17 protein-coding genes and 2 tRNA genes are annotated in these 18230 nt (G+C 68.8%); 16 read left to right on the top strand and 3 right to left on the bottom strand.

All coding sequences use genetic code 11. The features are described 5' to 3' along the window. The 4 genes from IC63_RS02175 to IC63_RS02160 all read left to right on the top strand — a co-directional run bounded on the left by IC63_RS02175 (window position 1) and on the right by IC63_RS02160 (window position 1418). Window positions 1–77 (top strand) — tRNA-Asp (locus IC63_RS02175). A 29-nt stretch (window positions 78–106) separates the two neighbouring features. Beyond that, window positions 107–183, top strand: a tRNA-Asp gene (locus IC63_RS02170). Window positions 184–306: 123 nt separating this feature from the next. Next, window positions 307–771: an SspB family protein gene (locus IC63_RS02165; protein WP_036716491.1), complete on the top strand. Its 465-nt coding sequence runs from the start codon at window positions 307–309 to the stop codon at window positions 769–771. An 89-nt stretch (window positions 772–860) separates the two neighbouring features. Then, window positions 861–1418, top strand: a complete 558-nt coding sequence (locus IC63_RS02160) for a class I SAM-dependent methyltransferase (RefSeq protein ID WP_036716489.1) — start codon at window positions 861–863, stop codon at window positions 1416–1418. A 46-nt stretch (window positions 1419–1464) separates the two neighbouring features. Here the strand turns inward: IC63_RS02160 and IC63_RS17235 are convergent, their stop codons facing one another. Next, window positions 1465–2412 (bottom strand): Hint domain-containing protein, encoded by a 948-nt coding sequence (locus IC63_RS17235; protein ID WP_084115384.1) that lies wholly within the window; start codon window positions 2410–2412, stop codon window positions 1465–1467. Window positions 2413–2651: 239 nt separating this feature from the next. On the opposite strand from IC63_RS17235, the gene fumC reads away from it, so the two are divergent. The 12 genes from fumC (at window position 2652) to IC63_RS02095 (ending at window position 14586) form a co-directional block, all read left to right on the top strand. Continuing rightward, entirely contained in the window at window positions 2652–4046 is a 1395-nt protein-coding gene (gene fumC / locus IC63_RS02150; protein WP_036716487.1) for a class II fumarate hydratase, read from the top strand. A 94-nt stretch (window positions 4047–4140) separates the two neighbouring features. Next, a complete protein-coding gene (locus IC63_RS02145) occupies window positions 4141–4839 on the top strand; it encodes a fumarylacetoacetate hydrolase family protein (RefSeq protein ID WP_036716484.1) in 699 nt (232 codons plus the stop codon). Further along, window positions 4836–5549, top strand: coding sequence for a GntR family transcriptional regulator (locus IC63_RS02140; protein ID WP_036716483.1), 714 nt, complete (start codon window positions 4836–4838; stop codon window positions 5547–5549). The genes IC63_RS02145 and IC63_RS02140 overlap by 4 nt, the downstream gene beginning before the upstream one ends. A gap of 101 nt (window positions 5550–5650) precedes the next feature. Continuing rightward, window positions 5651–6613, top strand: coding sequence for a dihydrodipicolinate synthase family protein (locus IC63_RS02135; RefSeq protein ID WP_036716482.1), 963 nt, complete (start codon window positions 5651–5653; stop codon window positions 6611–6613). 118 nt (window positions 6614–6731) lie between these two features. Further along, the gene (locus tag IC63_RS02130) at window positions 6732–7538 is read left to right on the top strand and encodes an ABC transporter substrate-binding protein (RefSeq protein WP_036716480.1); all 807 of its coding nucleotides are present in this window, start codon (window positions 6732–6734) and stop codon (window positions 7536–7538) included. Window positions 7539–7604: 66 nt separating this feature from the next. Further along, the gene (locus tag IC63_RS02125) at window positions 7605–8270 is read left to right on the top strand and encodes an amino acid ABC transporter permease (protein ID WP_036716479.1); all 666 of its coding nucleotides are present in this window, start codon (window positions 7605–7607) and stop codon (window positions 8268–8270) included. Window positions 8271–8281: 11 nt separating this feature from the next. Next, window positions 8282–8935: an amino acid ABC transporter permease gene (locus IC63_RS02120; RefSeq protein WP_036716478.1), complete on the top strand. Its 654-nt coding sequence runs from the start codon at window positions 8282–8284 to the stop codon at window positions 8933–8935. Continuing rightward, complete coding sequence (locus IC63_RS02115; RefSeq protein ID WP_036716477.1) at window positions 8928–9650, top strand: amino acid ABC transporter ATP-binding protein; 723 nt, start codon at window positions 8928–8930, stop codon at window positions 9648–9650. The genes IC63_RS02120 and IC63_RS02115 overlap by 8 nt, the downstream gene beginning before the upstream one ends. Window position 9651: 1 nt before the next feature. After that, window positions 9652–10887, top strand: a complete 1236-nt coding sequence (locus tag IC63_RS02110; RefSeq protein WP_036716475.1) for an NAD(P)/FAD-dependent oxidoreductase — start codon at window positions 9652–9654, stop codon at window positions 10885–10887. A 1-nt stretch (window position 10888) separates the two neighbouring features. Then, window positions 10889–11890, top strand: a complete 1002-nt coding sequence (locus tag IC63_RS02105; RefSeq protein WP_036716473.1) for a 4-hydroxyproline epimerase — start codon at window positions 10889–10891, stop codon at window positions 11888–11890. Then, on the top strand, window positions 11887–13545 hold the full coding sequence (gene lhpI / locus IC63_RS02100; RefSeq protein WP_036716472.1) for a cis-3-hydroxy-L-proline dehydratase: 1659 nt from the start codon (window positions 11887–11889) through the stop codon (window positions 13543–13545). Before IC63_RS02105 ends, lhpI begins: the two co-directional genes overlap by 4 nt. A gap of 12 nt (window positions 13546–13557) precedes the next feature. Continuing rightward, on the top strand, window positions 13558–14586 hold the full coding sequence (locus IC63_RS02095) for a trans-3-hydroxy-L-proline dehydratase (RefSeq protein WP_036716471.1): 1029 nt from the start codon (window positions 13558–13560) through the stop codon (window positions 14584–14586). Here the strand turns inward: IC63_RS02095 and IC63_RS02090 are convergent. Together IC63_RS02090 and pepN are read right to left on the bottom strand one after the other, a co-directional pair. Continuing rightward, window positions 14583–15533 (bottom strand): 1-acyl-sn-glycerol-3-phosphate acyltransferase, encoded by a 951-nt coding sequence (locus IC63_RS02090; RefSeq protein ID WP_232222484.1) that lies wholly within the window; start codon window positions 15531–15533, stop codon window positions 14583–14585. The genes IC63_RS02095 and IC63_RS02090 overlap by 4 nt on opposite strands. Before the next feature lie 44 nt (window positions 15534–15577). Next, window positions 15578–18148 (bottom strand): aminopeptidase N, encoded by a 2571-nt coding sequence (pepN, locus tag IC63_RS02085; RefSeq protein ID WP_036716470.1) that lies wholly within the window; start codon window positions 18146–18148, stop codon window positions 15578–15580. Between the last annotated feature and the right edge of the window lie 82 nt (window positions 18149–18230).

Genomic DNA, 18230 nt, shown 5'->3' with positions numbered 1-18230 from the left:
GCGGTTGTAGCTCAGTTGGTTAGAGTACCGGCCTGTCACGCCGGGGGTCGCGGGTTCGAGCCCCGTCAACCGCGCCACCACCACACCATCGCCATTGGGACCGTGCGCGGTTGTAGCTCAGTTGGTTAGAGTACCGGCCTGTCACGCCGGGGGTCGCGGGTTCGAGCCCCGTCAACCGCGCCATCTTCCCCTGTGAAGCGTCGCCCGTTCCGGCGCCCCAGACGGCCTGCCTGCGGCCCGCTCGGCCCTTTTCAAATGTCCCCACATCCCTATGCTGGCCTCGATTACTTCAGGAGAGTGTGACTGATGGCACGCGGAATTGATTATGGCGGGATGATGCATCGCGCGATGCAGGGCCTGATCGCCGACGTGCTGCAGGGCGTCGCCGAGGAAGGGCTGCCGGGCGAGCACCATTTCTTCATCACCTTCGACACCCGCGACGAAGGCGTGGAAATCGCCGACTGGCTGCGCGAACGCTACCCCGAGGAAATGACCATCGTCATCCAGCACTGGTTCGAGAACCTCACCGTCACGCATGAGGGTTTTGCGATCACCCTCAACTTCGGCAACTCGCCCGAGCCGCTGTATATCCCGTTCGATTCGGTGCACACCTTCGTGGACCCGTCGGTCGAATTCGGCCTTCGCTTTGAAACCCAGGACAGCGACGACGAGGAGGACGAGGACGGCGACGACCCGGACGGGGCCGATGACCGCGCCGCCCCTCCGGAAGGCGGGGCCGAGGTGGTCAGCCTCGACAAGTGGCGCAAGTGAGGTTGTCGCGCCGCTGACATCCAACCGCCGCGAAGCCGTTGCATCGCTCGCCTAGCAGGGCCGGAAACCTGCTGCACGAGGGGCGCGCGATGTCGGATCTGTCACTGTTTCTGGGCCAGCTCATCCGCCGCCCAACGGAAATCCGCGCCATCGCGCCGACCGCCAGCGCCGCGGCGCGCGAAATGGCACGCATCGTCCGCCCGGACATGCAGGCGGTCGCAGAGATCGGGGCAGGGACGGGCACCATCACCCGCGCCATCCTCGATCGCGGCCTCGCGGCCGAGAGGCTCGAGCTGTACGAGCTGAACGCCGCGTTCTGCGACCGGCTCCGCAGCCTGTTCCCGGGCACGACGGTGCATAACCGCCCGGCGCAGGACATGGTGAATGTCGGCCGGGGCGGTCTGGACGCGGTGATCTCTGGCGTGCCGACCCTGCCAATGTCCGATGAAATGCAGCACGCCATCGTCGGGTCGGCGCTGTGGATGCTGAAACCGGGCGCGCCCTTCGTGCAGATCACCTATGGCACCCAGCCGCCGCTGTCGGCGCGGGTGCGGGCCGATCTCGGCCTGACCCATACCCGCAGCCGCCGCATCTGGATGAACCTGCCGCCGGCGCAGGTTTATGTCTTCCGCCAGGCCCCGGGCTGACGCGCCGACAGGCGCGCGCCGTGCCCGCGCGACGGACGAGCCGCGGTCAGTTGACCAGCGGCCGTTGGTTCTGCAGGTGGCGCACCGCCAGCTTGCGGGCCAGCCGGCCGCTGGTCACGGTCCGGGCGGGTACGGCCGCATGGTCGGCCAGTTCCGGGAACAGGGCCAGGATTTCGGCGCGGGCCGCGATGCCCACGGATTTCAGTGCCTCGGGTCCGACCAGCAGTGATTCCGTCTCGGCGCCGTTCGAGAACACGATCTGGTGGTCGTCGAACAGGAAATGGATGTAGACGACTTCGCTCAGGTCCTGCGCGACGTCGATTCCGTCCAGCTGGCACAGTTGCTTGGCGGCGACCAGCACCTCGTCCGTGCCGAACATGCGCTGGGCGATCCGCGAGCGGACCAGGATGCGGTGCTGCGGCGACACGACCAGGTCGGCCGCCGGGCAGCCCTCGCCCAAGGCGCCGGCCCGGATGCGGATCGGCCGCAGATGGGGCGCGCGTTCCAGCGCGGCGGTGTCCAGCGCACGACGCCCGATCCAGCGGATCGGCTGCAGCCCGGCGTCGCGGGTGCGCACCATGTCGCCCACCGCCAGGTCGCCGGCGGCCACGGGGCCGCGTGCCGTCTCGATCAGCGTGGCGGCGGAAAAGCAGGGCACGCCCGCCTCGTGCGGATCGAACGGTTTGAAGTTCTGCACCAGCCCGCTGGTGTCGACCTTGTCCCCGACCTCGTAGAGGCGGGTGGTGAACAGGGTGAAGTCCTTGAGGTTCCCGGTGTCGCCCACGGTAAAGGTGGCGGGGCGGGCGGGATCGGTTCCGCCGATCCCCCAAAGATGGCCGTTGCCCTGTTCCTGGAAATAGGCCGCCAGCTCTTTCTGGGTAAGCAGTCCGTCGCCGTTCTTGTCGTCGACAGTCAGGGTCTGCAGGCCGGACACCTCGGTCACGGCACCGTTGACGACCGTATACTGATAAAGCGAGAATTCCAGAGTCGCCATCGTGCACCTTTTTCGTTGCGCTGGTCCAAAAGGGCGGGCCGAACGGTCCCTTCCAGACAGCGCATGCTATCGAATCTTTCCCATTCTAACCGATTTCGCGCCGATGAAAACAGCTTTCCCGTGCCGGCGACCTGTCGGTTGGGATAAGCCGGGCCTGGTCGGCATGCAATTGCATACCCGTTGCCAAGCCGCGGCCGCTTGCCTAGAAGCCGCGCCAGGACTCGCAAGGGGGATTGAGGATGCCGACGACCCGCACCGAAACCGACAGCTTTGGCCCGCTCGAGGTGCCGTCCGACAAGTATTGGGGCGCGCAGACCCAGCGCTCGATCCAGAACTTCCCGATCGGCTGGGAAAAGCAGCCGGTGGCGATCGTCCGCGCGCTGGGCGTCATCAAGCAGGCCGCGGCGCAGGTGAACATGGCGACCGGCAACCTCGACCCGAACCTGGGCGAGGCGATAGTGCAGGCGGCCTCCGAGGTGGTGGCCGGCAAGTTCGACGACAACTTCCCGCTGGTGGTGTGGCAGACCGGGTCCGGCACCCAATCGAACATGAACGCCAACGAGGTCATCTCGAACCGCGCGATCGAGATCCTGGGGGGCGAGCTGGGCAGCAAGAAGCCGGTTCACCCGAACGATCACGTCAACATGGGCCAGTCGTCCAACGATACCTTTCCGACCGCAATGCATGTCGCCATCGGCATGGTCGCGCGCGACACCCTGCTGCCGGGGCTGGAAAAGCTGGCCGCCGCGCTGGAAGCCAAGCGCGACGAGTTCAAGGACATCATCAAGATCGGCCGCACCCACACGCAGGACGCGACGCCGCTGACCCTGGGGCAGGAGTTTTCGGGTTACGCCCATCAGGTCCGCATGGGGATCGAACGGGTCAAGTTGTGCCTGCCGCAGATCTATGAACTCGCGCAGGGCGGCACCGCCGTGGGCACCGGGCTGAACACGAAGAAGGGCTGGGACACCGCCATCGCCGCCGAGATCGCCAGGATCACCGGCCTGCCCTTTGTCACCGCGCCGAACAAGTTCGAGGCGCTGGCCGCCCATGACGCGATGGTGTTCTTTCACGGCGCCCTGAAAACCGTCGCGGCGAGCCTCTTCAAGATCGCCAACGACCTGCGGCTGCTGGGGTCCGGCCCGCGCTCGGGCCTGGGCGAGCTGATCCTGCCGGAAAACGAGCCGGGCAGTTCCATCATGCCCGGCAAGGTCAACCCGACCCAGGCCGAGGCGCTGACGATGGTCTGCTGTCAGGTCATGGGCAACGACGCGGCGGTGGGTTTCGCCGGGTCGCAGGGGCATTTCGAGCTGAACGTCTATAACCCGATGATGTCCTACAACGTGCTGCAATCCATGCAGCTTCTGGGCGATGCGGCGGGGTCGTTCACCGACAACATGGTGGTCGGCACGCAGGCCAACCTGCCGCGCATCGACAAGCTGATGAAGGAAAGCCTGATGCTGGTGACGGCGCTGGCGCCGACCATCGGCTATGACGCCGCCACCAAGGTCGCCAAGACCGCCCACAAGAACGGCACCACGCTGCGCGAGGAAGCCGTGGCGCTGGGCTATGTGGACGAGGAAACCTTCGACCGGGTGGTCCGCCCGGAACTGATGGTCGGCCCCGAGGACTGATCCGGCGCCCTTGCTTGCGCGGTCCCATCCCCGGCCCTAGAACCGGCTGATACGCGCGCCGCGGTCGCGGCGCGGCCACAGCGAGAGGACCGCCATGTCAGACACGCTGTTCCCCGCGCCCGACTGGCCGTCCCTGCCCGTGGCGGGCTCGCAGGCCCGCTTCCCCGTCCGGCGCATCTTTTGCGTCGGGCGCAACTATGCCGCCCATGCCGCCGAGATGGGCAACGAGGTCGACCGCGCGGCGCCGTTCTATTTCACCAAGTCGCCGCTGGCCGTGGTGGAGAGCGGCGCGACCGTGGCCTATGCGCCTGGCACCGCGGACCTGCATCACGAGATGGAATTCGTCGTGGCGCTCGGCCGCCCCGGGTTCCGCGTCGCGCCTGCGGCGGCGATGGCGCTGGTCTTCGGCTATGCCGCGGGGCTCGACATGACCCGGCGCGACCTGCAGGCCGCGGCCAAGGCCAGGCAGCGCCCCTGGGACCTGGCCAAGGATTTCGAGGACAGCGCGGTGCTGGCCCCGATCACCCCCGCCGGCGATTTCGGCGTTATCGGCGACCAGCGGATCGCCCTGTCGGTGAACGGCGCCCCGCGGCAAGAGGCGAGGCTGTCCGACATGGTCTGGTCGGTGCCCGAGCTGATCGCCGACCTGTCACGCTTCTATCACCTCGCGCCGGGCGACCTGATCTTTACCGGCACCCCGGCCGGGGTCGGCGCGGTGGGGGCGGGCGACCGCATCCGTGGCGAGATCGATGGCCTCGCCCCGGTCCACCTGACGCTCGGCGTTGCGGAATGACCGACGGCGAGGATGCTGCGGGGCCTGACCTTCCCGAACGCCGCCGCGGATCGGGCGTGCGGGTGGTCCATGAAAGCCTGCGCGACGAGATCCTGGACCTGACCCTGCCCCCCGGCAGTCCCATCGACGAGGTCGAGCTGGCCGAACGCTTCGGCATGTCCCGGACCCCGATCCGCGAGGCGCTGATCCGGCTGGCCGGCGAGGGGCTGGTCGAGACGCTGCCGAACCGCTCGGCGATGGTGGCGCGCATCGATTTCCTGAACCTGCATCACTTCTTCGACGCGATCACGCTGATGTATCGGCTGACCAACCGGCTGGCGGCGATGAACCGCAGCGACGCTGCCCTGGCCCGCATCCGCGCCGCCCAGGCCGACTATGCCGCCGCGGTGGCGGCGCAGGACGCGCTGACGATGATCGCCGCCAATCGCAGCTTTCACGCCGCCATCGCCGAGGCCGGCGGCAATCCCTACTACACCCAGTTCTTCCTGCGCGTGCTGGACGAGGGGCGGCGGCTGCTGCGGCTGTATTACCAGTCCTTCGACGACCGCCTGCCGCAGGAATATGTCGGCGAACACGACGCCATCATCGCCGCCATCGCGGCCGGCGACGTCGAGGAAAGCGACCGGCTGGGGCGCGCCCATGCCGACCAGATCGTCCGGCAGATCAGGGCCCTGCTGGCCCGCGAACGACGGGACGACCCGCCGCTGTAAGGCGGGCGATTTTCTTGTCGACAAATAAAATACAAACCGGCATCATCGGACCCAGCTACAGATCCGGGCCGCAGGCGGCCGTTGTGCAAGGGAGCGATCTGATGAAATCGGCGATCTTTACCGGCGTGATTCCGGCCCTGATGACCCCCTGCACCCCCGACCGGCAGCCCGACTTCGACGCGCTGGTCCGCACCGCGCAGCAGCTGGTCGAGATCGGCATGTCGGCCGTCGTCTATTGCGGCTCGATGGGGGACTGGCCGCTGTTGACCGACGCGCAGCGGATGGAGGGCGTGGAACGCCTGGTGGCCGCCGGGCTGCCGGTAATCGCGGGGACGGGGGCGGTCAACACCGCCTCGGCCGTGGCGCTGGCCGCCCATGCGCAGAAGGCCGGGGCGGCGGGGCTGATGGTCATCCCGAGGGTGCTGTCGCGGGGCAATTCGCCGATCGCGCAGCGCAACCACTTCAAGGCGATCCTGTCGGCCGCGCCGGACCTGCCGGCGGTGATCTACAACTCGCCCCACTACGGGTTCGAAACCCGCGCCGACCTGTTCTTTGTCCTGCGCGCCGAACACCCGAACCTGGTCGGCTTCAAGGAATTCGGCGGCACCAGGTCGATGAGCTATGCGGCCGAGCACATCACCTCGGGCAATCCCGACGTGGTGCTGATGGCGGGCGTCGATACCGGCGTCTATCACGGCTATGTCAAGGCCGGCGCCGAGGGGACGATCACCGGCATCGGCAACGCCATCCCGCGCGAGATCCTGCATTTCGTGGCGCTGGCCAAGGCCGCGGCCAAGGGCGACGTGGATGCACGCCAGCGCGCGCTGGAACTGGGCGAGGCGCTCGAGGTGCTGTCGACCTGGGACGAGGGCACCGATCTGGTGCTGTATTACAAGCACATGATGGTCATGCAGGGGCACCCCGAATACACCCTGCATTTCAACGAGACCGACGAGCTGTCGCCGACCCAGCGGGCCTGGGCGGAAACCCAATTCAACCAGTTCCGCGCCTGGTACGACCAGTGGTCGCGCCTGCCGGGGGCCGTGCAGGCCTGCAAGGTCTGACCGCAGCCGGTCCTGCATACGCCATGTATTACCAGTTGATCCGTGGCGAGCCTCACCCGAAGGTGGCATCAGTCGGGAATCGAAACAGGGCCCCAAGGCCCGGTCAGGGAGAAAGAAGATGAAGACGACGATCATTGCCGCCGCGCTTGCCGCGACCGCGCTCGCCGGCACCGCGCAGGCCGACAAGCTGGACGACATCATCGCCTCGGGCACGCTGCGCTGCGCGGTCGTGCTGGACTTTCCGCCGATGGGCATGCGCGACGACCAGAACAACCCGATCGGCTTCGACGTCGATTACTGCAACGATCTTGCCAAGGCACTGGGCGTGACGGCCGAGATTGTCGAGACCCCGTTCCCCGAACGCATCCCGGCGTTGATGGCCGGCCGGGTGGACGTGGGCGTCGCCTCGACTTCGGACACGCTGGAACGGGCCAAGACCATCGGCGTCACGATCCCCTATTACGCCTTTGAAAACGCCGTCGTCGCCAACGACAAGGTCGAGATGGCGAACTGGGAAGGCATGAAGGGCAAGACCGTCGGCGCCACCGCCGGCACCTACGAGGCGATCTGGCTGGAAGGCAAGATCAAGGAATGGGGCGAGGGCAACTTCCGCCCCTACCAGACCCAGGCCGACGTGTTCCTGGCGCTGAGCCAGGGCCAGCTGGACGCCACCGTGTCGACCGTCGAGGTCGCCAACGCCAACGTCGCCTCGGGCAAGTTCCCCGGCATCAAGATCGTCGACAAGGCGCCGATGGTGCCCGACTACGTGTCGCTGTTCACGATGCGGCAGGAATACGGGCTCATCAACTACATGAACCTGTTCATCAACCAGCAGGTCCGCACCGGCCGCTATGCCGAGCTGTACAAGAAATGGGTGGGCGAGGGCGAACCGGCCGACCTGACCATCAAGGGCGTCTATCGCTGATCCGGCCGGGTGGCGCGGGGCAGGTTCCCGTGCCGCCTTCCACCTGACCAGCGACGGGGCGAGCCGATGTTCGGATACACCTTCCAGTGGAAACAGGCCCTCGCGCGACTGCCGCAGATGCTCGACGGCGCGCTGGTCACGCTGCAGATCGCGCTGCTGTCGATGGCGCTGGGCATCCTGCTGGCGATCCTGCTGACCGTCTTCCGCCGGTCGGGCAGCCGCATCCTGAACGCCATCGCCACCGCGTGGGTGGAAATCGCCCGCAACACCCCCGCACTGTTCCAGATCTACATGGCGCATTTCGGAGTGGCGAGCTTTGGCATCCACCTCTCGCCCTTCACCTCGCTGCTGATCGGGATCACCTTCAACAACGCGGGCTATCTGGCGGAAAACTTCCGCGGCGCCCTGAAGGCGATCCCGGACACGCAGGCCCGGGCCGGGCGGTCGCTGGGGATGACGCCGCTGCAATCCTTCCGCTACGTGGTCATGCCGCAGATGCTGCGGATCGCTTTCCTGCCGATGACGAACCAGATGGTCTGGGCGATCCTGATGACCTCGCTGGGCGTCACCGTGGGGATGAACACCGACCTCTATGGCGTCACCCAGGACCTGAACGCGCTGACCTTCCGCACGTTCGAGCTGTTCGCCCTGGCCGCCGTGATCTTCTACCTCATGACCAAGACCGTGCAGTTCGGGGCGCGCCTGATCGCCGCCCGGATGTTCCGGTACTGAAGGGGCTGCAGATGTTCGACACCGCCCTGACCGCCGCCGACCTGGTCTTTCTCGCCAAGGGCGCCGGTATGACGCTGCTGGTCACGGCCATCGCGGTCGTGCTGGGCACGATCCTCGGCATCCTCTTCGGCGTCTTCCGCTATCAGGTGGGGCCGTGGTGGACGGCGCCGCTGACCTTCGTGCTGGACGTGTTCCGGTCGATCCCGCTGCTGATCCAGCTGGTGCTGGCCAACGCCTTCATGGGCATGGTGCTGCGCTGGCAGCTGTCGGGCTTCACCGTCGCCTGCGGCGTGCTGACCATGTACACCGCCGCCTATTGCGCCGAAATCGTCCGCGGCGGGATCGAAGCCGTTCCGATGACCACCCGCCGCGCGGCGCGGTCGCTGGGGCTGAGCTGGGGCCAGGACATGGTCAATATCGTCATGCCGCTGGCCACCCGCGTCGCGCTGCCGTCATGGATCGGCCTGGCGCTGGGGGTGATGAAGGATTCGGCGCTGGTCTATGTGGTGCAGGTGACCGAGCTGCTGAAATCCACCCAGATCCTCATCACCCGCCTGCAAGAGCCGCTGTTCCTGCTGCTGATCTGCGGCGCGTTCTATTTCCTCATCAGCTTTCCGCTGGCCCGGCTGGGCGGCTATCTCGAAAGGCGCTGGTCCCATGATTGAGATCCAGGACGTCCGTAAGTCCTTCGGCGCGCTCGAGGTGCTCAAGGGCATCGATTTGACCGTTGCCAAGGGCGAGGTGCTGACGGTGATCGGCGGCTCGGGGTCGGGCAAATCGACGCTGCTTACCTGCATCAACGGGCTCGAGCCGATCGACAGCGGCCGCATCCTCGTCGACGGAACCGAGGTTCATGCCAAGTCCACCGACCTCAACAAGCTGCGCCGCAAGATCGGCATCGTGTTCCAGCAGTTCAACGCCTTTCCCCATCTGACGGTGCTGGAAAACGTCACCCTCGCGCCCCGCAAGGTGCTGGGGATGAGCCGCGCCGACGCCGAGGCGGTCGCCGTCCGGCAACTGCAGCATGTCGGCCTGAGTGACAAGCTGGGCGTCTATCCGGGCCGCATGTCGGGCGGCCAGCAGCAGCGCATGGCGATCGCCCGCGCGCTGGCGATGCAGCCCGGCTACATGCTGTTCGACGAGGTGACCTCGGCGCTGGACCCGATGCTGGTGGGCGAGGTGCTGGACACGCTGCGGATGCTGGCGTCCGAGGGCATGACCATGATCTGCGTCACGCACGAGATGAAGTTCGCGCGCGAAGTCTCTGATCGGGTTGCGTTCTTCCACCAGGGCGTGATGGCCGAGATCGCGCCGCCGGCGCAACTGTTCGACGCTCCGCAGACGCCGGAACTGCAGCGTTTCCTTGCCGCGACGGCCTGAGATGCCGGACGTCCTGGTGATCGGCGCGGGCGTTGTCGGGCTGTCTGCGGCGATCGCGGCGCAGGCGCGAGGGCTGTCGGTCACCGTCGTGGACCGCGAGGGGCCGGCGGCGGGCGCCTCGGCCGGCAATGCGGGGGCGTTCGCGTTCACCGACATCCTGCCGCTGGCCTCGCCCGGCATCATGCGCAAGGCGCCGGGCTGGCTGCTGGACCCGCTGGGGCCGCTGTCGGTCCCGCCCCGCTATGCGCTGCGGATCGCGCCGTGGATGGTCCGCTTCGCAGCCGCTTGCCGGCCGGGGCGGGTCGCGGCGTCGGTCGCAGCGCAGACAGCGCTGATGGACCTGTCGCGCGCAGAGTTGGAACCCTTCCTGCGCCAGACCGGCACCCACGCGATGCTGCGCAAGGACGGCAACCTGCAGGTCTATGAAACCGAGGCCGAGTTCGCCGCCGCCGCACCCGGCTGGGCCGCGCGCACCGCGCACGGCATCGCGTTCCGCCATATGGAACGGGACGAGATGGCCGAACTGCAGCCCGGCCTGTCGCCCCGCTTTCTGCGCGGGACCTTCACGCCGGGCTGGTTTTCGATCGCCGATCCCAAGCTCTACACCCTCGCGCTGGCCGATCATCTCCGCGCGCAGGGGGGCAAGATCGTCACCGCCGAGATCACCGCCCTGCGTCCGACAGGCTCGGGGGTCGAGGCCACTGCCGCCGACGGGCGCAGCCTGACCGCGGGGCAGGCGGTGGTTGCGGCGGGGGCCTTCTCACATCGCCTCGCCCGGAGCCTTGGCGAGCGCATCCCGCTGGAAACCGAGCGCGGCTACAACACCACCCTGCCGCCGAACGCGCTGGACCTGCGCACCCAGATCACCTTTGGCGGCCACGGCTTCGTCGTCAGCCGCCTGTCCACCGGCATCCGCGTCGGCGGCGCGGTGGAACTTGGCGGGCTGGACCTGCCGCCGAACTTCGCCCGCGCGCGGGCGATGCTGGACAAGGCCAAGGCGTTCCTGCCGGCGCTGAGGACCGAGGGCGGCACGCAATGGATGGGCTTTCGCCCCTCGCTGCCCGACAGTCTGCCCGCCATCGGCCATGCCCGCGCCAGCCGCCGCGTCGTCTATGCCTTCGGCCACGGCCATCTGGGCCTTACGCAATCCGCCGGCACCGCCCGGCTGGTCGCCGATCTGCTGACCGGCGCCGCCCCGGCGATCGAGCTGTCCCGTTTCTCTCCGCAAAGGTTCTGACATGGCCGTGCATACCTTCTCGTGTCTCGACGGGCACACCTGCGGCAACCCGGTGCGGCTGGTGTCGGGCGGCGGTCCGCGCCTGCAGGGCCGGGACATGCTGGAACGGCGCGCCCATTTCCTGCGCGAGTTCGACTGGATCCGCACCGGGCTGATGTTCGAGCCGCGTGGGCACGACATGATGTCGGGCTCGATCCTGTATCCCCCGACCCGCGACGATTGCGACGTGGCGGTGCTGTTCATCGAGACCTCGGGGTGCCTGCCGATGTGCGGCCACGGCACCATCGGCACGATCACGATGGGGATCGAGAACGGCCTGATCCAGCCGCGCGAGCCCGGCCGGCTGTCGATCGAGACCCCCGCCGGCAAGGTCGACATCACCTATGTCCAGCAGGGCCGCTTCGTCGAGGAGGTGCGCCTGACCAACGTCCCCGGCTTCCTTCATGCCGAGGGGCTGACCGCCGAGGTCGAGGGCCTGGGCGAGATCGTCGTGGACGTGGCCTATGGCGGCAATTTCTATGCCATCGTCGAGCCGCAGAGGAATTTCCGCGACATCGCCGACCACACGGCGGGGCAGCTGATCGGCTGGTCGCCGAAGCTGCGGGCGGCGCTGAACGCGAAATACGACTTTGTTCATCCCGAACATCCCGCGATCAACGGGCTGAGCCACATCCTGTGGACCGGCGCCGCGACCCGGCCGGGGGCACATGCGCGCAACGCCGTGTTCTATGGCGACAAGGCCATCGACCGCAGCCCCTGCGGCACCGGCACCTCGGCCCGCATGGCGCAGCTGGCGGCCAGGGGGCGGCTGGCGGTGGGCGACGAGTTCCACCACGAATCGATTATCGGCAGCATCTTCAAGGGCCGGGTCGAGGCGGCGGCGCGGGTGGGCGACCGCGACGCGATCATCCCCTCGATCGCCGGGTGGGCGCGGATGACCGGGATCAACACCATCTTCATCGACGACCGCGACCCGTTCGCCCACGGCTTCGTGGTGACATGACCGCGACCCTGGTCCTGCCCGGCAGCGCCCAGGGGCCGGTGCTGGCGGCGGACGAGCCGCTCAGCTTCTGGGGCGGGGTCGATCCGGCGACGGGGACGGTGATCGACGTCCACCACGCGCTGGCAGGGCAATGCCTGACGGGCACGGTGCTGGTCCTGCCCGGCACGCGGGGGTCGTGCAGCGGGTCGGGCGTGGTGCTGGACCTGGCCCTGTCCGGCCGCGCCCCGGCGGCGCTGGTGTTTTCCGATCCCGAGGACGTGGCGACGCTGGGCGCGCTGATCGCGGGCCGAATGTTCGGGCGGACGCTGCCGGTGATCCGGCTGTCGGCCGCGGATCACGCCCGTCTGGCGCGGGCCACCCACGCCCGCATCACCCCCGACCGGATCGAGACCGACGGCGCCACCATCCCGCTGACCGCCCCCGACGCGGCCGCGCTGGAGCTGACCGAGACCGAGCGCGCCATGCTGGACGGCCGGAACGGAGAAGCGGCGGCGCTGGCGATGGACATCCTGGCCGCGATGGCCGCCCAGCACGGGGCGCGGCGGCTGATCCCGGTCACCCGCGCCCATATCGACGGCTGCATCTATGCCAGCCCCGCGAACCTGACCTTTGCCCGCCGCATGGCCGACCTGGGGGCGCAGGTGCGGGTGCCGACGAGCACGAACGCGATCTCGGTCGATCACGAGAGCTGGCGCGCGCAGGGCGTGCCGCCGTCCTTTGGCGGCCCGGCGCAGCGGCTCGCCGATGCCTATGTCGAGATGGGCTGCCGGCCAAGCTTTACCTGCGCGCCCTATCAGCACGAGCCTCCGGCCCGGGGCGAGGTGATCGGCTGGTCGGAATCGAACGCCGTGATCCATGCCAACAGCGTGCTGGGCGCGCGGACCGCCAAGCACCCGGATTTCCTGGATCTGTGCATCGCAGTGACGGGCCGTGCGCCGGAAACCGGGGTCTATCTGGATGAAAACCGTGCTGCCCGCCGGATCATCGACGTCTCCCAGCCCCCCGGCGCCGACGATGCGTTCTGGCCGCTGCTGGGGTGGCTTGCGGGCGAACGCGCGCCCGACCGCATCCCGCTGATCCGCGGCGTGGCGGGCGCTTCGGCCGACGACCTGCGTGCGCTGTGCGCGGCTTTCGGCACCACCTCGGCGGCGCCGATGCTGCATGTCGAGGGGGTGACGCCCGAGGCGCATCAGGTCGCGCCCGACGCCGATCGGATGGGGATCACCGCCGCCGATCTCGCCGCCGCCTGGCGGACGCTGAACGACGGGCCCGAGGCGGTGGAGCTGGTCGCCATCGGCAGCCCCCACGCCTCGGCCGCCGAGTGCCGGGCGCTGGCGGGCCTGCTGGGCGGGCCGGTCGCCATCGCGACCATCGTGACGCTCAGCCGCCGGGAACTGGACGCCATCCGCCGCGACGGCACCGCCGCGCGGCTTGAGGCGGCGGGGGTACAGCTGATCCCCGATCTCTGCTGGTGTTCGATCTCCGAGCCGGTGTTTCCGCCCGCGACGCGGACGGTGATGACCAATTCCGGCAAATACGCCCATTACGGGCCGGGCCTGTCCGGACGGGCGCTGCGCTTCGGCAGCCTCGCCGACTGCGCCCGCGCCGCCCGCAGCGGCCGCGCGCCCCGGACACTGCCCGACTGGCTCAGCTGAAAGGAACCCCCGATGCGGTCGACCCAGACCATCCACGTGATCTCCGCCCATGCCGAGGGCGAGGTCGGGGACGTGATCGTCGGCGGCGTCCTGCCGCCGCCGGGCGAGACGATCTGGGACCAGTCGCGCTGGATCGCGCGGGACAGCCGGCTGCGGAACTTCGTTCTCAACGAACCGCGCGGCGGCGTCTTCCGCCACGTCAACCTGCTGGTGCCGCCGAAACACCCCGAGGCCGACGCCGCCTTCATCATCATGGAGCCCGAGGACACGCCGCCGATGTCGGGGTCGAACTCGATCTGCGTCTCGACGGTGCTGCTGGACGGGGGGCTCATTCCGATGACCGAGCCGGAGACGCGGCTAACGCTCGAGGCCCCGGGCGGGCTGGTGCGGGTGCGGGCCGAGTGCCGCGACGGCAAGGCGCAGCGCATCTTCGTCGAGAACCTGCCGAGCTTTGCCGCGCGGCTGGAAGTCCCGCTGAAGGTCGAGGGGCTGGGGACGATCACCGTGGATACGGCCTATGGCGGCGACAGCTTCGTCATCGTCGATGCGGCGGCGCTGGGATTCACGCTGGTCCCCGACGAGGCGCACGAGATCGCCCGGCTGGGGGTGCGGATCACCAAGGCCGCCGACGAACAGATCGGCTTCCACCACCCGACCAACCCGGACTGGCGGCATTTCTCGTTCTGCCTGTTCGCGGGGCCGGTCGCCCGGCAGGGCCGCGAGCTGACCAGCGCCGCGGCGGTGGCGATCCGGCCGGGCAAGGTGGACCGCTCGCCCACCGGCACGGCGCTGTCGGCGCGGATGGCAGTGCTGGCGGCGCGCGGGCAGATGGATCAGGGGGACGTGCTGACGGTGCGCTCGCTGATCGGATCGACCTTTTCGGGTCGCATCCTCGGCCCCGCGAAGGTCGGCGACACCAAGGCGATCCGCCCCGAGATTTCGGGACGGGGCTGGATCACCGGCATCCACCAGCACATGCTGGACCCCGACGATCCCTGGCCCGAGGGCTACCGCCTGAGCGACACCTGGGGCGCGCGCTAGAGCTTTTCGCCCATCGGGCGCCGGATGCCGCGGCGGCGGCGGCGGGCCTCGCGCAGATGCGACATATGCGCGGCATCGGGGCCGGGCGGGGGCAGGTCCAGCACGGCGCGGCGCAGCGCCTCGATCCCGTCCTCGGACCGGGCGGGCAGGGTGGCAGGGTCGATCGGCCTGCCGATGGTGACGCGATAGGTGTGGCCGGCCTTGTTCAGCACCTCGTTGAACAGCGTCACGTCGCGCAGCGTCGGGTGCAGCGCGTCCAGCAGATAGAACAGGGCCGAGTTCCGGGCCCGGATGCGCAGCGGGATCACCGGCACGCCGAACTTGCGCGCGATCATCGCCGCGCTGGTCATCCACGGCCGCTCGTGCAGCGTCAGCCCGTGGCGCTTGGCCAGCCGCCCCGAGGGGAAGATCAGCCCGATCCGCCCCTGACCCAGCGCCTGCCGGGTATAGTCCATCGTGTATTTGGTCTTGGCGTGGGACCGCTTTTCCATCCGCCATTCGACCGGGGCGATCAGCTCCTCGGTCTGCGGCAGGACGCGGATCATGTCGTGGTTGGCATAGATGAACAGGTCGTCCCGGACCGCCGAGACGACCGCGTGCAGCACGATCCCGTCAGCGATCCCGGTCGGGTGGTTCGACACGATCAGCGCCGGGCCGGTGGCGGGGATGTTGTCCAGCCCGTCCACCCGGATGTCGCGCACGATCAGCGCCGAGATGCGGCGCATGATCTCTTCGGTCGGCAGGTCGCGGAATTCCGATGCGAGCGCGATCGAGCGGGGATAGCGCAGCAGCCGCATCATCAGCGCTCGGGCGAGCGTGTGGTGGGGCTTGCCCGAATACAGCCACGGCGCGCGTTCCGCGATCAGCGGGTCCAGCCGCTGCTGCATCTCGACCCGCGCCGGCAGCCGGCTGGCGGTATCGGGGCGTGAGTTGGACGACTGGCTCATCGTGGCCCATTATTTCCGCTGAGACCAACGCCCGCAAGGGAGGCTCAGCTCCCCGCGGCGCGAATCCGCGTGACCATCTCGGCCGTGTTGCCCGAAAGCCCCGGCAGCGCGGCGATACGGTCCAGCGCGGCCACGGCATGGGCGCGGCGAGTCGCGTCATAGCGCGGCCAGGTTTCGAACAGCGAAAACATCCGGGCAGCTGTCTGCGGATTGACCGGGTCCAGCCGGATCAGCCAGTCGGCGACGAAGTCGTACCCCGACCCGTCGGCGGCGTGGAACGCGGCGTGGTTGGCGCCCAGGCCCCCGACCAGCGCGCGGAAGCGGTTGGGGTTCTTCCAGTCGAAATCCGGGCGCTGCGCCAGCCGCCGGGCAACCGCCACGGCGTCGGCGGGGGGCGCGGCCATCGGCTGGACGCCGAAGAACTTGTCCATCACCAGCCGGTTGTCGCGGAACCGCTGCTCCATCTGCGACAGCGCCCCGGCGGCGCGGCCGGTGCGGACCAGCTGGCCCAGCGCGCCCATCTTCTCGGTCATGTTCGAGGCCGAATCCCACAGCGCCGCCGCCCGGTCGCCGCCATCCAGCCGGGTCAGCAGCGCCAGCGCGTCCAGCCGCAGCGCCCGCCGTCCGGCGGGTCCGGCGTCGGGCGCGTAGGGTCCGGGGACCACCATCGCGTCATACAGCCCCGCCAGCGCCGCCTCGTTGGCGGCGGCGAGATCGTGGGCCAGCGCCTCACGCGCGGCGTGGATCGCGTCGGGGTCGGGGGTCAGGCCGCGGTCGGCGATGACCGAGGCGGCCTCTTCCTCGGGCGGCAGGCGCAGGACCAGCGCGGCAAAGGCCGGATCGGCGGCGGCGTCGCGCAGGAAATCGCCGATCGCGGCGATATAGGCCGCGCCGGCATCGGCCGTGCCGGTGGCGCGCGCGATCAGCGCGTCGAGGCCCAGCGAGCGCCCGGCCTCCCACCGCGCGAAGGGGTCGGTGTCGTGGGCGAGCAGCAGGGCGCGGTCGGCCTCTGACAGCGTGCGGCGCAGCATGATGGGGGCGGAGAAGCCGCGATGGGCCGAGACGACCGGGCGCGCGCCCAGCCCCTCGAACCGCCAGCTCTGCTGCGGCTCGGTCAGTTCCAGGATCTCGGTCGGCCGCACCTCGTCGCCATTCGGCCCGATCAGCCCCACGGCCAGCGGGATCACCCGCGGCGGCTTGTCGGGCTGGCCCGGCGTCGGCGCGGTGGATTGCGCGAGGGTGAGGGTCAGCGTGCCGCCGGCCTCGGTCGCGGCCCAGTCCTCGGTCATCACCACATGGGGGGTGCCGGCGTCGGTATACCAGCGCTTGAACTGGGTCAGGTCGCGGCCGGTGGCGTCCTCGAAGACCTTCAGCCAGTCCTCGATCGTCGCGGCGTCCCCGTCATGGCGGTCGAAATACAGGTCCATCGCCGCCTTGTAGCCGTCCTCGCCCACCAGCCGCTTGAGCATCCCGATGACCTCGGCGCCCTTTTCATAGACCGTCGCGGTGTAGAAATTGTTGATTTCCTCGTAGCGGTCGGGCCGAGGCGGATGCGCCAGCGGGCCGGCATCCTCGCGGAACTGGCGGGCGCGCAGGGTCACCACGTCCTCGATCCGCTTGACCGCCGCCGAGCGCATGTCGCCGGTGAACTGCTGATCACGGAAGACCGTCAGCCCTTCCTTGAGGCACAGCTGGAACCAGTCGCGGCAGGTGATGCGGTTGCCGGTCCAGTTGTGGAAATACTCATGCGCGATCACCGCCTCGATGCGTTCATAGTCAGTGTCGGTCGCGGTGTCCGGCGAGGCCAGCACGAGTTTCGAGTTGAAGATGTTCAACCCCTTGTTTTCCATCGCGCCCATGTTGAAATCGTCCACGGCCACGATGTTGAACACGTCCAGGTCGTATTCCCGCCCATAGACCTGTTCGTCCCAGCGCATCGACCGCACGAGGCTGTCCAGCGCGAATCCCGCGCGATCCTCGTCCCCCGGCCGCACCCAGACGTTCAGCGCCACCTGTCGCCCCGACATGGTGGTGAAGCTGCCGCTGACCGCCCGCAGGGCGCCCGCGACAAGCGCGAACAGATAGGCGGGCTTCGGCCAGGGGTCATGCCACTCGGCCAAGCCGGGGCCGCTGGCCACCGGGTTGCCGTTCGACAGCAGCACCGGCAGGTCTGACCGGATGGTGACGCGGAAGGGCGCCATCACGTCGGGGCGGTCGGGATACCAGGTGATGTGGCGAAAGCCCTCGGCCTCGCACTGGGTGCAGAAGATGCCGCCGGACAGATACAGCCCCTCCAGCGCCGTGTTGTCCTGCGGGTCGATCTCGACATCGGCCGCAAAGGTGAACTCGCTGTCCGGCAGCAAGGCTTCGCCGATGGTCAGCGTTTCCTCGCCGATGGACAGATCGGCCTCGTCCAGCGTCCGGCCGTCGATCGAGATTGCGCGGGTGCGCAGCCCCTTGCCCCCGTCCAGAACGAGATCCCCCGGCCCGGTGCGGGACAGCCGCAGGGCCGAGCGCACGCGGGTGCCGCGCGGTGACAGGGTGACGTCCAGCCGGGTCTCGAGAACCGTGAACGGCCAGGGCCGGTAATCGGCCAGAAAACGGGTCCGGACCATGCTTGCCTCTCTGCGAGAAAAATGTTTGGACGGCGGAACTTGTGCTTTGGACGTGTGTTAAGCGCAGGATAGGCGGGTCGCA

Origin of the sequence: Paracoccus sphaerophysae (assembly GCF_000763805.1) — a bacterium.
In the GTDB taxonomy this organism is placed as follows: domain Bacteria; phylum Pseudomonadota; class Alphaproteobacteria; order Rhodobacterales; family Rhodobacteraceae; genus Paracoccus; species Paracoccus sphaerophysae.
This window is presented reverse-complemented; position numbering and strand designations above follow the sequence as displayed.